13 protein-coding genes are annotated in these 16,044 nt (G+C 66.7%); 7 read left to right on the forward strand and 6 right to left on the reverse strand.

The genetic code is table 11. The features are described from left to right. Positions 1–16: 16 nt before the first annotated feature. The 4 genes from CXZ05_RS12245 to CXZ05_RS12260 form a co-directional block, all read right to left on the reverse strand. A complete protein-coding gene (locus tag CXZ05_RS12245) occupies positions 17–2,059 on the reverse strand; it encodes a fructose-specific PTS transporter subunit EIIC (protein WP_102972874.1) in 2,043 nt (680 codons plus the stop codon). A 2-nt stretch (positions 2,060–2,061) separates the two neighbouring features. Continuing rightward, positions 2,062–3,060: a 1-phosphofructokinase family hexose kinase gene (locus CXZ05_RS12250; RefSeq protein ID WP_102972875.1), complete on the reverse strand. Its 999-nt coding sequence runs from the start codon at positions 3,058–3,060 to the stop codon at positions 2,062–2,064. Further along, entirely contained in the window at positions 3,057–3,863 is an 807-nt protein-coding gene (locus CXZ05_RS12255; RefSeq protein ID WP_102972876.1) for a DeoR/GlpR family DNA-binding transcription regulator, read from the reverse strand. The genes CXZ05_RS12250 and CXZ05_RS12255 overlap by 4 nt, the downstream gene beginning before the upstream one ends. Positions 3,864–4,103: 240 nt before the next feature. Beyond that, a complete protein-coding gene (locus CXZ05_RS12260) occupies positions 4,104–4,361 on the reverse strand; it encodes a DUF6458 family protein (protein ID WP_102972877.1) in 258 nt (85 codons plus the stop codon). A gap of 172 nt (positions 4,362–4,533) precedes the next feature. Between CXZ05_RS12260 and CXZ05_RS12265 the strand changes: the two genes are divergently transcribed. The 6 genes from CXZ05_RS12265 to CXZ05_RS12290 all read left to right on the forward strand — a co-directional run bounded on the left by CXZ05_RS12265 (position 4,534) and on the right by CXZ05_RS12290 (position 11,292). Beyond that, complete coding sequence (locus CXZ05_RS12265) at positions 4,534–5,151, forward strand: alpha/beta hydrolase (protein WP_102972878.1); 618 nt, start codon at positions 4,534–4,536, stop codon at positions 5,149–5,151. Positions 5,152–5,741: 590 nt separating this feature from the next. Beyond that, positions 5,742–6,488, forward strand: coding sequence for an HAD family phosphatase (locus CXZ05_RS12270; RefSeq protein WP_102972879.1), 747 nt, complete (start codon positions 5,742–5,744; stop codon positions 6,486–6,488). Between the two features lie 84 nt (positions 6,489–6,572). Further along, positions 6,573–8,942, forward strand: a complete 2,370-nt coding sequence (locus tag CXZ05_RS12275) for a glycoside hydrolase family 65 protein (protein ID WP_102972880.1) — start codon at positions 6,573–6,575, stop codon at positions 8,940–8,942. A gap of 77 nt (positions 8,943–9,019) precedes the next feature. After that, the gene (locus CXZ05_RS12280) at positions 9,020–9,610 is read left to right on the forward strand and encodes a hypothetical protein (RefSeq protein WP_102972881.1); all 591 of its coding nucleotides are present in this window, start codon (positions 9,020–9,022) and stop codon (positions 9,608–9,610) included. A gap of 112 nt (positions 9,611–9,722) precedes the next feature. After that, positions 9,723–10,559, forward strand: coding sequence for a hypothetical protein (locus tag CXZ05_RS12285; protein ID WP_102972993.1), 837 nt, complete (start codon positions 9,723–9,725; stop codon positions 10,557–10,559). Continuing rightward, entirely contained in the window at positions 10,543–11,292 is a 750-nt protein-coding gene (locus CXZ05_RS12290) for a LamB/YcsF family protein (RefSeq protein ID WP_102972882.1), read from the forward strand. The genes CXZ05_RS12285 and CXZ05_RS12290 overlap by 17 nt, the downstream gene beginning before the upstream one ends. Positions 11,293–11,307: 15 nt before the next feature. On the opposite strand, the gene CXZ05_RS12295 is transcribed toward CXZ05_RS12290, so the two are convergent. After that, on the reverse strand, positions 11,308–13,503 hold the full coding sequence (locus tag CXZ05_RS12295) for a M1 family metallopeptidase (RefSeq protein ID WP_102972883.1): 2,196 nt from the start codon (positions 13,501–13,503) through the stop codon (positions 11,308–11,310). Between the two features lie 187 nt (positions 13,504–13,690). Further along, on the reverse strand, positions 13,691–15,052 hold the full coding sequence (locus CXZ05_RS12300; protein WP_102972884.1) for a DUF445 domain-containing protein: 1,362 nt from the start codon (positions 15,050–15,052) through the stop codon (positions 13,691–13,693). 50 nt (positions 15,053–15,102) lie between these two features. Between CXZ05_RS12300 and CXZ05_RS12305 the strand changes: the two genes are divergently transcribed. Next, on the forward strand, positions 15,103–16,032 hold the full coding sequence (locus CXZ05_RS12305) for a glycerophosphodiester phosphodiesterase family protein (RefSeq protein WP_102972994.1): 930 nt from the start codon (positions 15,103–15,105) through the stop codon (positions 16,030–16,032). Positions 16,033–16,044: the final 12 nt, after the last annotated feature.

The raw sequence follows: 16,044 nt of genomic DNA on the forward strand, positions 1-16,044 counted from the left end.
CTGACGGACAGCGGGATCAGACAGTTACAGGGACGGTCTCCACCGTATCAACGGCCTTGCGGGCAGCCCAGCGTTTGAGGGCCACCACGATGAACGCCGTGACCACGGTTCCGGCCAGGATGGAGACGATGAACATCAGCACGTTGCCGATGGCGAAGAACACGAAGATGCCGCCATGGGGTGCCTGGGACGTGACGCCGAACGCCATGGTGAGTGCGCCGGTGAGTGCGCCGCCTACCATGCTGGCGGGGATGACGCGCAGCGGATCGGCCGCTGCGAACGGAATGGCACCCTCGGAGATGAAGGAGGCGCCCAGCAGCCAGGCCGCCTTGCCATTTTCGCGCTCGGCCAGGCTGAAGACCTTCTTGTCCAGGACCGTGGCCAGGGCCATCGCCAGTGGCGGGACCATGCCTGCGGCCATCACGGTGGCCATGATCTGCCAGGGGGCCTGGTTGGTGGCGCTGCCCGCGCCGAGGCCGGCGACGGCGAAGGCGTAAGCAACCTTGTTGACGGGGCCGCCCAGGTCGAAGCACATCATGAGGCCGAGGATGATGCCAAGGACTACGGCCGAGGCGCCGGACATGCCGGAGAGCCACGTGTTCAGCCCGACGGTGATGGCGGCAATCGGTCCGCCCAGGAACAGGAACATCGCGCCGGAGGCGATGATGGAGGCCAGCAGCGGAATGATGACGACGGGCATCAGGCCACGGAGCCAGCGCGGCACTGACCATGTTCCGATCAGGTGGGCGATGTAGCCGGCGAGCAGGCCGCCGACGATACCGCCGAGGAAGCCGGCGCCCATGAAGCCGGACACAGCACCGGCAACGAAGCCCGGTGCAATACCCGGACGGTCGGCGATGGCGTAGGCAATGTAGCCGGCGAGGGCGGGAACCAGGAAGCCCATCGAGAGGGCACCGATCTTGAAGAACACGGTGCCGAGGTACAGCGCGAGGTTGCCGTCGGGAAGATTGACCAGGGAGTTGTTGGCCAGGATGTCATTGGCCTTGGTGCCCAGTGCGATGTCGAAACCGGCGAGCAGGAAGCCCAGCGCGATCAGCAGGCCGCCGCCGGCCACGAACGGGATCATGTAGCTGACGCCGGTGAGCAGTGCCTTCTTCAACTTCTGGCCGATGTGCTCACCCTTTTCGGTGGCTTCCTTTTCGGCCTGCTCCTCCGCACCGAAGTGCGGAACCCGGCGGGCCCGCGGGTTGTCTGCCGCATCCAAGGCTTCCTGGACCATCTTGGCGGGCTCGTCGATGCCGCGCTTGACCGGTGCGTTGATGACCGGCTTGCCGGCGAAGCGCTCCTTGCCGCGAACGTCCACGTCGACGGCGAAGATTACGGCGTCGGCAGCGGCGATGACTGCGGGGTCCAGCGGCTTGGCGCCCGAGGAGCCCTGGGTTTCGACCTGCAGGTCCACGCCCACTTCCTTGGCTGCGGCCACGAGGGAGTCTGCGGCCATATAGGTGTGCGCGATGCCGGTGGGGCAGGCGGTAACGGCGACTAGGCGCCGCGGCCCGCCGGAAGCAGCGCCGGCTGTGGCGCCGCCGGCGGCAGCACCCGGGGAAGCGGCGGCGGTCTCTGCGGGTGCAGCGGCGGCAGCAGGCTTGTCCGCCAGCGCATTGTCCACGAGCTGCACGATTTCTTCCCGCGAGGTGGCCGCGCGGAGCGAAGCGGTGAAGTCCTTCTTGATCAGGGAGCGGGCGAGCTTGGACAGCAGCTTCAGGTGCTCCTGGTCGGCGCCGGCCGGTGCAGCGATGAAGAAGATGAGGTCGGCGGGGCCGTCCTTGGCGCCGAAGTCGACGGGCTGGGACAGGCGTGCCATGGCAAGAGTCGGTTCGGTCACGGCAGCCGAGCGGCAGTGCGGGATGGCGATGCCGCCGGGCACGCCGGTAGCTGTCTTCTGCTCGCGGGCGAAGGCGTCGGTGAAGAGGCCTTCAACTTCGCTCGCACGTCCGTTGTCGGCGACACGGCCGGCCAGGTGCCGGATCACGTCCTCGGGCGAATTGCCCAGGTTCTGGTCAAGCTCGACCAGGTCCGCGGTGATGAGCTGAGTCACTGTCAATCCTTCCGGAGGGCCGTGATGGTTACGGCGTCGGGGGTTGTTTGGTGGACTGCCGGAACGGTGGAGCCCGGCAGGGAAGCGGCGGCGGCGCCATGCGCCACAGCCTGGCGGAGGCAGTCAGCCGGGGCGGCGCCCTGGCTGGCGGCCAGCAGGTAGCCGGCCAGCGACGAGTCACCCGCGCCGACCGTACTGACTGCGGTGACCGGCGGGTGCGTGGCCAGCCACGCGCCGTCGGCCGTCACGAGGACAGCGCCCTTTGAACCAAGCGTTGCCAACACGGCCCCCACACCGGAACGCACGACGGCGGCAGCTGCCGCGGCGGCAGCGTACGGATCCGCTTCGAGTTCCTCAGCCGTGCTTGCCGAGGAAAAACCTGCTGCTGCGGCCAGTTCCGCCAGCTCCTCGGCATTGGGTTTAAGCAGGTCCGGTTTTCCGGACGCCGCGTCTGCTGTGTCGCCGGCGACGGCCGCTGCCAGGGGAGCGCCGGAGGAATCGACAGCAATCTTCGGAACGCCGGCCCCCGCATCGGCATTGCGCAGCCGCCGGGTGACCGTAGCGTAGAAGTCGGCTGGGACGCCGGGCGGAAGCGAACCCGCCAGGACCACCCAGCTGGCGCCCTGCGAGCGTTCCAGAAGGAGGTCGATGAGGGCCTCCTGCGCTTCGTCGCTGAGGACCGGTCCAGGCTCATTGATCTTGGTGGTGACGCCCCCGGGCTCAGTGAGCGCCACATTGGTGCGCAGCGGTTCATGGATGGGCAGGGCAGCGAAAGGCACCTTGGCATCCCGCAGGCCCGCAAGGACGGGATCTGACTCTCCGCCGGGCAGCACCGCCAGTGTCTCGAGGCCGGAGGTCACGAGGGCGCGGGAAACATTGACTCCCTTGCCGCCGGACTCCTGGCGGACGGAAACAGCGCGCTGGACTTCGCCCCGCTCGAGCGGGCCGGGCAGCGCCACCGTCCGGTCCAGGCTGGGGTTGGCAGTGAGGGTGACAATCATGCGACTACCACCTCCACGCCGGCCTCAGCGAGGGCCGCAGCTAGTTCGGAGCCGGGTTTGCGGTCAGTGATCACGGTATCCAGATCTTTCAACGAGGCGAACTGGACGAGCGTTTCCGCTTCCAGCTTGGACGAATCGGCAAGCACCACAATGCGGCGTGCCGAATGGACGAAGGCAGCCTTGACGGCGGCTTCTTCAGGGTCTGGTGTGCTGAGGCCGAAACGGGCGTGGATGCCATTGGTCCCCACGAAGGCGATGTCCGGTCGCAGCTTGCCGGCCGCTTCCACGGTCCCCTGGCCTACCGCGGCCTGCGTGAGCCCGCGGACCCGGCCGCCCAGAATCTGCAGGGCGATGCCGGGTGTGCTGGCCAGCTTGGCGGCGATGGGAACGGCGTGGGTGATGACCAGCAGCTCCTGGGCGGGATCGGCCGGCTTGGGCGGCGCCGCGGCGCCGCGGCGGGCGAGGAGGTCGGCGAGGACTTCGGTGGTGGAACCGGCGTCCAGGAGGATGCTGCTGGAGGGTCCCTTTGGGAGGAAGCCGAGAGCGGCCTCGGCGATGCGGAGCTTCTGCGCTTGCCGCTGGATGGTCCGCTCGAGGATGCTCTCCTCCGTGGTGCTGAAACGGTCTGCGGAAACGGCCCCGCCGTGGACGCGGCGCACCGTGCCGGCCGATTCCAGGGCAGCCAGGTCCCGTCGGACGGTTTCGGTGGTGATGCGGAAGCGCTCGGCGAGGTCGGTCACGCTGGCGCGGCCGCTGGCTGCAACGAGCCCGGCGATCTGCTGCTGACGCTCCTCGGCAAACACATACCCTCCATTGCGTACTGACTGCACTGCGTTTCACTGCAGTGCGTCTTACCTGCACCTGTCGATTCCAGATCTGTCACCGTGACCGCTGTCACAGATCTGCAAGTACTTGACTTTATCTTCGTTCATGTTGGTTTGTCAATGAAAAACCACAGGAAACCAAAAGCGCCGGCCCGACCCGAAGGTCCGGTCCGGCGCTGCCCCGTGAATTCACTGCTGCCCGTTCGTTTCCGCGCCGCGCTAAAGGCCGTTGTCGCGGCTTTCGTTCCGGGTGATCCTCTCGCCCGTGTTCGGATCCACGACGGAGCGCGTCTCGCTGACGCGGCGGCTCCTGCCCGGGGAAGCGATGACCAGCGAGGCGATGAGGCCGATGACGCCGACGGCCATCAGGATGTAGCCGATCAGTGTCAGATCCACATTGGGGATAAGGCCTGGCGTGATGGCCCAGGCGAGGATGGCGCCGAGGGCCATAAGGAAGATGGAGGAACCGATTCTCATGACTTGCTCCTTGCGTTCGCGGACTTCTCGCAACCTTGGTTCGTGCGGTTGGCGGTGCCTCATTTGCTAAGCATGCTGTCAAGCGTCAGGCTACATCCCGGTAACTCCGGTTTCAATCAAATCCGCAGGTCAGCGGCGGGCGGGCTTTTCGAGGACTCGCTAGGCTGATCGGATGGAGACGGTTGTATGGTCCAAGCCGGAGGAGGAGCGTGCCGGCACCCCGCTGCTGGTAATGATGCACGGCTACGGCACCGACGAATCCAGGATGGTTAATCTCTTCGACCATCTGCCCAAGGAATTCACCTGCGCCGCGCTGCGGGCGCCCATGCCAATCGCCAACGGCTACGGCTGGTTCCTGCTGGACTATTTCCTGACCAACGATTTCGCCGACGTCATCGCGGCCGCCAATTCCGTGTTCTCCTGGATCGACTCAGCCAAGCCACCCCACACCAGCGTGAGCCTGCTGGGCTATTCCCAGGGGATGGCCATGGCGAGCACGCTCCTGCGCCTGCGGCCGCAGGGTTTCCCGGCAGTGGTGGGGCTTTCCGGGTTCGTTCTGGACAACGACCTGCTGGCGCTCAGCGAGTCCCTTGACGAGCGGCCCCCATTCTTCTGGGGGAGGGACAAGGCCGACCTCGTGATCAACGGTGACGCAACGGCCTTCACCGAGGAATGGCTGAACACGCACACCCGGCTCACAGCGCGCACTTATCCCGGCATGGGCCACGCCATGTCCAAGGCTGAGATGGTGGACGTCAGTGCGTTCCTGCGGCACTACGTCCTGGGCTGAATCCGGGCTTCGGCCGAGGTGGAATTAAAAACAGTTGCGGGGTAAAACTGCAAGCGCTTACACTCTTCTTCGGCCGGAACCCGGCCGGCAGGCGTCCATCCGGGGGTGGCGGCTGACAGTGCACCACTGAAGAGTGTTTGAAAGGGCAGGACCGGGCCATGCATCCTTGCGCCACCCATCCCGCGGGGATATTCCGCTGGCTTGCCCTGAACCGCCCGCGCCCCCATCATGGACGTAGGCAAAAAATCGTGCGCCCGCGCATGGAAACGTTCTGCCTGGCCCGCAACGCCGCGGCGCAAGTGGCGGAACCGCGCGAATTCGCGCGCCGGACATAACCCGGCCGGTACCTGACCAAACCGGCCGCGCAAACAGTGGGACGCCGTTGGTGGCCAGGGCAACGCAGCCCGGTCGCAGGATGCGCCAGCCTGTTGTTGAAGTTGCAGAATCACCGTAACTGGATCCGCCAAGCCCGCTGTTCCCCGAACGGCAGGTTCTGCCAGCGCACCAAACTCTTAGGTCACCGGCGACCACGTTCCTCGTAATTCCCAACACAATGCTGTCCGACCCCCCGAAAGGACACGGAACAAAGCATGACCGAAACCCTGAATACCAGCGCTGGCAGCCGGCCGAACAGCTGGACCGGCGCCGCCGCCATCCTCTTCGACTTGGACGGCGTGCTCACGCCCACCGCCGTGGTCCACGAGCGCGCCTGGCAGGAGTTGTTCGACGGGTACCTCGAAACCGTCCCCGAAAAGGACGGGTACCGGGAGAGCGACTACTTCGACCACATCGACGGCAAGCCAAGGTTCGACGGCGTCCGGGACTTCCTGACGTCCCGCGGCATCAGCCTTCCCGAGGGCCCCGCCGATGACGATCCGGACAACATCACAGTCCAGGGCCTCGGCAACCGGAAGAACAGGATCTTCAATGACATTGTCAGCGCCGGGGTGGAGCCCTATGCGGGGTCGGTGCGTTTCCTGGAAGCCGCACTGGACCGCGGACTGAAGGTCGCCGTCGTCTCCTCCTCAAGGAACGCCCCTTCGGTGCTGCGTTCGGCGGGGCTGGCGGACCGGTTCCCGGTGGTCGTGGACGGCGTCGTGGCCGCTGAGGAAGGGCTCCCCGGCAAACCGGACCCCGCAACCTACGAGTATGCCGCCCGGCTCCTGGAGCTGCCCAGCGAGCAGTGCGTCGTCGTCGAGGACGCCGTGTCCGGCGTGCAGGCGGGCAGCGCCGGCAGTTTCCATTCGGTCATCGGCGTGGACCGCGGTGCCGGGCGGCAGACGCTGCTCGACGCCGGCGCCACCCTTGTGGTCAGCGACCTCGAGGAACTTCTCTAGTCCCGCAGCCCAGGGCCGCAACCTGGCTCCCGCCAACCCCGACATAACTCAGCACCATTTTCGACCGTCTAAGGAACGCCTCTCATGGCACTCATCAACGCTGACCGCGTCCGCTTCCCCAATGATCCCTGGAAGCTCGTGGAAACGAGCCACGCACCCGGCGACGCCGGGACGCTCGAAACACTTTTCGCGCTCGGCAACGGCCACCTCGGTGTCCGGGGTGCCCACTGGGCCCCGGCGGATGCCGCGCTGCCCGGCAGCTTCATCAACGGGTTCCACGAGATCTGGGACATCAAGCACGCCGAGAATGCCTTTGGCTTCGCACGCACGGGCCAGCGCATCCTCTACATTCCGGATGCCAACAACTTCACCGTGGTCATCGACGGCGAAATGCTCAGCCTTTCCGAATCCACCGTCCTGGACTACCGCCGGTCCGTGGACTTCGCCACCGGCATCTATGAGTGCCGCATCGTGTGGCAGTGCCGTTCCGGCGCCACGGTGACCACGGTGGAGCGCCGGGCAGTGGGCTTCGAAGCGCGCGGCAGCCTGGGCATCTCCCTGGAGGTTTCGGCCGACCGGGCAGTCTCCGCGGACGTCACCTCGTCCGTCATCAACCGGCAGGACCAGCCGGTGGAGGACCACTCCACCCATGACCCGCGGCGCGCGGGCCGGCACGCAGGCCGGGTCCTGCTGCCCCTCAGGATGGAGGGCGGCGGCGGTTCGCTGCGTCTGTCGTGGGAGGCCGCGGAGTCGAAGCAGCGGGTGGGGATCGCCATCGACCACTGGACGTCCGCCGGCCACCAGCCGTTCGATACCCTCGTGGACCAGGACGACAGCAGCGTCCGTTATGTGTTGGCGATCGCCGCCGAGGAGCCGTTCCGGCTCGAAAAGAGCGTCAGCTACGCCGTGGCCCGGGGTACCCGGACGGGACTGCCCGGTGCCGCCGACGCGGAAGCGGGGGAGGACCCGGCGGACGCGGCTGAAGCCGGGCTGAAGCCCGTCGGCGACGTCTTCGCCGAAAGCGAGGCGCACTACCGCAGCTACTGGGCCAGCGCCGACATCCAGGTGGGCGGGCAGCCTGACCTCCAGCAGGCCATCCGCTGGAACCTCTTCCAGCTTGCGCAGGCCACCGCAAGGGCCGGCGTCGCCGGCATCCCGGCCAAGGGTGTCACCGGCTCGGGCTACGACGGACACTACTTCTGGGACCAGGAGGTCTACCTCCTCCCGTACCTGACATATTCAAACCCCGACGGCGCGCGCCAGGTTCTGGAATTCCGTCACGAGATGCTCCCGGACGCCAAGATCCGGGCCAAGGAGCTGAGCGTGGACGGTGCGCTTTTCCCCTGGCGCACCATCAACGGCCTGGAAGCAAGCGCGTACTACGCCGCCGGCACTGCTCAGTTCCACATCGCCGCTGCCGTTGCTTTCGCCACCAACAGGTACGTCTGGGCCAGCGGGGATTCCGAGTTCCGCGCCGGGATGGGTGCCGACCTCCTGATCGAAACCGCCCGCATGTGGGTATCCTTGGGCTTCTTCGGCAAGGACGGCGCGTTCCACATCCACGGCGTGACGGGGCCGGACGAGTACACCGCGGTGGTGAATGACAACCTCTATACGAACGTCATGGCACGGTTTAACCTGCGGGCCGCCGCCGCGCTGAACCACCCGGCAGTGGACGACGCCGAGCGGGAGCTGTGGGAGGCGGCCGCGGAGCGGATCCAGCTTCCGTTCGATGAGCATTTCCAGGTGTACTCGCAGGACAACGACTTCATGACCCTTGAGCCGTGGGACTGGACGACGCCGCGCTCCAAGTACCCGCTGCTGCTGAACTTCCATCCGCTGGTGATCTATCGCCACCAGGTGCTGAAGCAGGCGGACACGGTGCTGGCCATGTTCCTGCAGTGGCAGGAGTTCACGGCCGAGGAAAAGCGCCGCGCCTTCGATTTCTACGATCCCATCACCACGGGGGACTCCACGCTGTCGGCGTGCGTCCAAGGGATCATGGCCGCCGAGGTGGGTTACCGCAAGGCTGCCCTGGAGCACTTCACGAATGCCGTGTTCATTGACCTGGACAACTCCCACGGCAACACCATCGACGGCGTCCACATCGCCTCGACCGGTGGAGTGTGGAGCTCACTGGTGTGCGGCTTCGCGGGGCTCCGCGACCAGGGGCCCGTGCCGTTCTTTGATCCGCGGCTGCCCGGGGAATGGGACACCCTGCGCTTCCAGCTGAGGCTGCAGGGCCGCCCGCTCCTGGTGGAACTCGATCAGGACGCCATCACTCTGACGGTCCTCGAGGGCGAAGCGCTGGACGTCGACGTACGCGGGGTCCGGTTCGCAGTGGCTTCCCAGCCAGTGCGCGTTCCCCTGGATCCCGTACACGTGCCGGAGCCCTCGATGTTCCCGAGCGGGCCGCCGACGGCGAGCCTCCCGGTGGTGCGCGCACGCGAGTGAGGCGGGGGAGGGCCGCACGGCAATCTTCGGCCGAGCCTCTGCCGGGTGGAACGTGCCGGCCGGGATAGGCTCTAGCCATGGGGAACACACCGGCCCGGCCGGGGCGGCGCAATGTGGCGCTGATCGGCGCAAACTTTGGCCTTGCCCTGCATCCGGTGGACAGGAACGGCGTCCATATTCCCGGCGAACCCGCCAGTTGCTTTGCTTCGTTCTGGGTGGCTGACTGGTCCCGGTGGGGAACCGGAACGGTCCTGATGGTGGCCACGCTCCAGGGCTGGCGCAGCTACGGCTCCAACGAATTCTTCGCCTCGGCCCTCGCCACCGAACTGACGCGCTTCTTTCCGGAGGCCGCGCGCTTTCCGCTCGCCGGGGTCAGCCACACCCAGGACGAGTTCGACGTCGAACTGGACCTTGAACGCGGGTTCCGGGCGACCGGGCGGCGGGCCGCCCTCGAGATCTCCGGTGTGCTGGACCGGCGGCAGTTCTCCGCGCCGGACTTCCAGTTGGGCCCCGCCAGCGCTGCGATGAGCAACGTCTACCATCCGTGCAGCGGCGGCAAACTCTCCGAGTTCGGCGTCGAATGGCCCGGCGCCCCCACCGTCTACCCCGGACCGCGCGGGCCCTCCTCCTCCGCATACATGGCCGTGGCCGAATCCTGGGCGATGTGACGGCCCGGCCAGGCGCCGCGGTGATCAGCATGCTTGGTATCTTTGGGTGTGGCCTAGTGTTAAGGCTAGACGGCGGTCTCAGGCTGCCGGTGGTTCCGAGGTAGAGGTGATGATGGCCAAGCGACGCAACCCCGCGATGAGAATCGCGCAGGAAACAGCCCATAACGCCGTGTTCGATGCTCACGGCAATCCCAAGCCCGGGGTTCACAACGTGCTGCTGCGGGCCGTGGAGATCCAGCGCCCGCTGGTGGTCGCGTACATCCGCCGGCTCCAGCGCCGCAATCCGCGGGCATCCGCCGCCCAACTCGCGGACATCCTTGAACGCGACTATCTCCGGGCCGTGACCGGCGGGGGAGCGCTGGTGGGGGCCACCGCCGTCGTTCCTGGAGTCGGCACTGTGGCGTCGCTGGGCCTTTCCGCCGCCGCCACGGTTGGCTTCCTCGAGGCGACAGCACTCTACGCCACCTCGCTGGCCGAACTTCACGGGGTCCGGATGACCGACCCGGAAAAGGCCAGCACCCTGGTAATGGCCGTGATGCTCGGCGAGGAGGGGACCGCGCTGCTTGGTTCGCTCAGCGGCCAGGCCATGGGCCGGGGCAAGGGTGCCAGCCAGGCCTGGGGAAACGTGCTGGCGGGCAGGATGTCGCAGTCCGGTGCCGGTTTCATCCGCGAGCGCATCCAGAAGGCCTTCCTGCGGAACCTGCTCAGGAGGCAGGGAACCGCCCTGTTCGGACGTGCGCTGCCGTTCGGCATCGGAGCGGTGGTGGGGGGCGCGGGAAACCTCATGATGGGCCGCACCGTCGTGGCGAACGCAAAAGAGGCCTTTGGGCCGATGCCGGACACTGTGCCGGGGGAGCTCAGGCCTGTGGAAACGGCAGGCCCCTCGTTGGAACCCGGCACAACGGAACGTGGCACAACGGAAGGTAGTACGGGTGGATCTGAACGCTGACCTCGGGGAGTCCTTCGGCTCCTGGACCATGGGCGATGACGCGGCCATGTTCGAGCTCATCACCAGCGCCAACGTGGCCTGCGGCTTCCATGCCGGGGACCCCGTAACGATGCTGGACAGCTGCCGCGCCGCCTATGAACTGGACGTCACGGTCGGCGCGCATGTTGGCTACCGGGACCTCGCCGGCTTCGGACGCCGCTCCCTGGACATGTCCTTCGACGAGCTGTTCGGCGACGTCCTGTACCAGCTCGGTGCACTGGACGGGGTTGCGCACGCAGTGGGCGCCACGGTGGACTACGTCAAGCCGCACGGCGCCCTTTACAACCGGGCGTTCCATGACGCGGAGCAGGCTGCCGCGCTGGTGGCAGCCATCCAGGCCTACGATCCCGGCTTGCCCATACTGGGGCTTCCGGGGTCCGAGCTGCTGAAGCAGGCCCAGGACGCGGGGCATCCTGTTTTCCGGGAGGCGTTTGTGGACCGCGCCTACCTGCCAGACGGCACGCTGGTGCCGCGCTCGCAGGAAGGTGCCGTGCTGCACGACGTCGGGCCGATCGTTGAGCGGGCAGTTCGCTTGGCGCTCAAGGGCGAGGTAGTGGCGGTGGACGGGACGGTGGTCCGGGTCGACCCCGATTCGCTGTGCATCCACGGTGACACCCCCGGCGCCGTGGAAATGGCTGCCGCCGTCCGGGCAGGTCTTGAGGAAAACGGGGTCGAACTGGCGCCGTTCGCCTAAGGGCGCGCCCTTGACCTACCGCGCTTGCCGGCGTGCTTCGATCCGCCGCTCAAGGAGCCGTGCTGTTACCGGCGGATCCACGGCCGGTGGCACAACGCTGCGCAGAGCGGGCACCAGCCCGGCCGGTTTGGCGGGGGTGAAGAGCCAGGCGGTGAAGAAGCTCCCCAGGTCCCGGCCGGAAAGTTCCTGGGCCAGGCCCATAAAGTCTGCGCTGGAGACATTGCCGCCGGCATGGGCATGCGTCCACTCACGGAGGATGTCGAAAAACACGTCATCGCCCACGAGGACGCGCAGTGCCTGAAGGGTCATTGCGCCGCGGACGTACACCGGGGGGTCGAACAGTGCCGCGGTGCCGGGATCGCCGATCTTCACGGCCCAGAACGGTGCCTCGGCGGGGATCGCCGCGGCGTAGAAGTCAAACAGCTGCTTGGGGGTTTCCCGGCCCTCGTGTTCACTCCAGAGCCATTCGGTGTAGCTCGCGAATCCCTCATTCAGCCAAATGTCCTGCCAGCCTTTGACCGCCATGTCATCGCCCACCCACTGGTGCGCCAGTTCATGGACTACCACTGAGTCACCTCCCTGCCGGTCCTTGAAGAAGTTCTTGGCGTAGATGGGCCGGGTCTGGTTCTCCAACGCGAATCCGAGGTCATTCAGGTCATCCACAACTCCACCGGATGCTTTGAAGGGATACCGGCCGAAGTATCCCGACAGGAAGTCGATAATTTCGGGCTGCCTCTTGAAGGACGCCTCGACACGCTCCCCCAGCGGCGGAGGACTGTCCGTGCCAGCTGTCCACCGGACCGTGTTGGCCGGACTTCCCAGGGGTGGCGCCGAAGCAGCCCAACCATCCAATGTGTTCCCGTCATCCTCAAAGGATGTGGTGCCCTCTCCGGTCGAGACTGTGATGTCGTCGACGAACACGCCGTCGAACGGCACGACTTTGTCACTCATGTAGGTGATGGCTACGTCCACGCTCTTCCCGGCGAAGCGGCCCAGGTTGAACGCCCACGGTTCCCAGCCTGAGCTTGGCCCGGTAGCGGCCCACCACTGTCCCGTACTGCCGGATGCGGTGCACGTCCCGTCGCCCTTGTCGGTCAGATAATGCTTCAGGAACGGGTGAAGCGCCAGCCGGTCGGGGCATGCAATTCCCGGGCTGTCCGTGGTGTGTCCGTTGCCGTCCCGCAGCGTGGTCCAGCCCGCGGCGCCAGTAAGCCGTGCTTCCACGAAGGCGAAGTCGAACTGCGGTTCTATATCCCGTTGGAGCCCGAACGAGAGGGTGGCGCCAGACTGCGGCACCTTGATGGTTCTCGTGAGGCGCGTGTAGGAGTTCACACTGGTGTGGGACCAGGCGAAGTTCCGACCCGTTCTGGCCGTCACCACGGGCTTGAAGAGGTCGGGATCTATGGCATCAACGTAACTGATCCGGTCCTTCTTGTACCGGTTCAGCTGGAACTCGCCGACGCTTGCGGTGGCCAGGTAGGTGGCCATGGGTTCTGCCGCATACCAGGTCCACGTCGCTTTGCCTTCCTCGGACTCCACGTCGCGCAGCACGCCGTTGGCTACCACTTCCAGCCCCTCGGGAACAGTGATTTTGAAGGTGAAGGACGCCTTGTCCAACGGGTGGTCGTTGGCGGGGAACCAGGTGGCAGCAACGTGCGGCTGACCAATGACCAGCGAACCGTCGTCGGTCCGGAGGAATCCCGAAACCCCGAACTGGTCAACGATCGGTTTCGGTATGCCGTCGTAGTGCACGACGGCATCAAACTCCCGGCCGTCCCTGATTCCCTTCCCGGGAGTCACTGTGAGCTCCGCACCGCTGCGGCTGAAGGCGGCGCTCCTGTGGTTGACCTCGATTCCGTGGACAGCCAGCCCCTCCAGGTCCAGGTTGAACGACGAGAGGTTCTGGGTGGCCCGGGCGCGTATGGTGGCGGAGCCTGCGAGGAGCCCGGTAGCCGGGTCGTAGCTGAGCTCCAGCAGGTAATGCCCGACGTCGTAGCCGCCGTTGCCGTCCCGCGGATAGTACGGATCGCCCAAGCCAGGCGCACCCGGTCCAAAACCCGTGTCGCCGGTATTTGCAATGACCGACGTCGTGCCGCCAGTTGCCGCACCGGCAGGCGCAGGCAGGGCAAGTTGCGACGGGAGGGCGACGGTGAGGGCGAGGGCCGAAGGGAGAAGGGCGGAAAGGAAACGACGGGCAGTTAGCAGGCTCATGGCGCCTCATCCGAGTATCCCCAACAATCGCCGCGGTGCCGGATCCGTGGGCTCCATCAGGTGGGCCGAACGGATGGGACGGGCAGGAGACCCGGCGGCGCGATTGACACCAAAGGTGGCCCGGGGAGATCAGGCCTGTCAAGAGCCTTTTAGTGCACCCGGAGGATGTGTGTTCGGGCGCAGCCCGTCAGCCGAACGTCAGGTGGGCCAGCGTGAAGATGGCGAGCCCGGCGAGCGAGCCCACCACTGTGCCGTTGATCCGGATGAACTGCAGGTCCTTGCCCACCTGGAGTTCGATCTTCTGCGACGTTTCCTCGGCGTCCCAGCGGGCCACCGTCTCCGTTATCACCCCGGCAATGTCTGACCGGTAGGTGCGGACCAAATAGCCGGCGGCATCGCCGATCCAGGCGTTGACCTTGCCGGCCAGCTCTTCGTCGTTGACCAGCCGCGTGCCGAAGTCGCGGACGGCCGCCTTGAACTTCACCGTCAGTTCGCTGTCCGGATCGTCGACGGCGGAGAGCAGCGCGCCCTTGATGGTCGCCCAGGTACGGGACGCCAGTTCCCGGACCTCCGGGTCGCCGAGCACGTGCGCCTTGATGCCCTCGGCACGGGCGATCATGGCGGGATCGTGCTGCAAATCCTGGGCCAGGTCCGTCAGGTACTTGTCGATGGACAGCCGGACCTGGTGCTGCTGGTCGTCCTGGACCGCGCGGGTGAATTTCAGCAGCTCGATGTAGACCTTGTCCCCCACGAGGCCGTCCACGAAGCTGGGCACCCACTGCGGGGACCGCTCCGTGACGAGCTGACTGACCATCTGGTGGTTGGCTGCCACCCAGTCCGCTGCCCGGTCCACGAGGAGGTCCACCAGCTTGTGGTGGTGCCCGTCAGCGAAAATCCGCTCAGCCATGCGTCCCACGGGCGGTCCCCACGGCGGAGCCAGGAGGTGCTTGCGGACCATTCCCTCGATGACGGCCTGGACGTCGTCGTCGTTCAGCACCTTGAACGTGCCGCGGATGACGGCGGCGCCTTCCTTGGCTACGCGCTCGGCGCCGCCCGGCCCTGACAGCCAGCTGCCAACCTTGCCGGAGATGTTGATGCTGGCCAGCTTGTCCTGGACCACCTGTTCGGAGAGGAAGTTGGTCTCCACGAACTCGCCCAGGGACGCGCCGATCTGGTCCTTGCGGCGCGGAATGATGGCGGTATGGGGGATCTTCAGCCCCATGGGATAGCGGAACAGGGCCGTCACTGCGAACCAGTCGGCCAGGGCGCCCACCATGCCGCCTTCCGCCGCGGCCCGGACGTACTCCAGCCACGGGTACTGCTTTTGCAGGGCGAACGCGACGACGAACACCACAGCCATGGCAATGAGGAGGCACAGCGCCACCAGTTTCATCTTCCGGAGTGCAGCCGCCTTTTCGGCGTCGCCCGCTGTGAGCTGCCGTACGAAGGCGGAAGGCGCCGGGGCACGCCCGTCCTCTCCCGGACGATGACGGGTGGCCTCGCCCGGGGGAGACGCCAGCTGGGTGGTTGGCTCAGAGTTCACCTGCATGTGCCAAGCCTAGCCCCGCTTTGGCGGCCGCGTTCGGCTAACGTGTGACCATGACAGCCGACGAGTCAGCCCCAACCCGTCCCCTGGTCTACGCCCACCGGGGTGCCAGCGCGGATTTCGCTGAGCACACCAGGGCGGCCTATCTCCGGGCGCTCGCCGACGGCGCGGACGGCGTGGAGTGCGATGTGCACCTCACCCGGGATCAGCACGTTGTCCTGCTGCATGATTCCAACCTGGACCGGACCTCGGACGGCACAGGTCCTGTGGCCGAACGGACCGTGGACCAGCTGCGGCTGCTGGATTTTTCGGCCTGGAAGGGCGTGCGGATCCCCGAGGCCTACGGGCCCAGGTCCGAACAGTTCCTCACCCTGCCGGACCTGCTGGACGTGCTCCGGGCTGCCGGGCGGGACGTCGGGCTGGCCATCGAGCTGAAGCATCCCAGCCCCTACCAGCTGAGGCTGGAGGACAGGGTGCTGCAGGTGCTTCGGGCGGAAGGATGGGACGCCGGGACATCGACGCTGGACAACATCCGGGTGACCTTCATGAGCTTCAGCCCCGACTCGGTCAGGCACCTGCGCAAGGCCGTCCCCGCGGAGTTCGTCTGCCAGCTTGTGGACGACGTGAACGTCACCGGGATCCGCGAGGAACTTGGCCTGGGGCCTTTCACGGGCAGCGCCGTCGCCAACGTGATGAAGGCCGCACAGCTGGAGGGGGAACGGATTCTCGACGGCGGCGAAGCGGGCATGGCCGGGCCGGGCATCGACTACGTGCGCCGGCATCCCGACACCGTGCGGCGCTGGCGGGATGCCGGCCGCCGCTTCCGGGTCTGGACTGTGGACTCTGAGACTGACGTGGCGCTGTGCAGGGGGCTGGGCATCCAGGAGATCACCACCAACCGGCCGGCGCAGGTGCTGGCCCAGCTCCGGCAGCCAGCGCTGGCAGCAAGCTCCGGCGCCACTCAATCGCCGCCGCGGCTGTGATTGAGTGGTGGC

The organism is Arthrobacter sp. AFG20 (assembly GCF_002892795.1).
Taxonomy (GTDB): Bacteria; Actinomycetota; Actinomycetes; order Actinomycetales; family Micrococcaceae; genus Arthrobacter.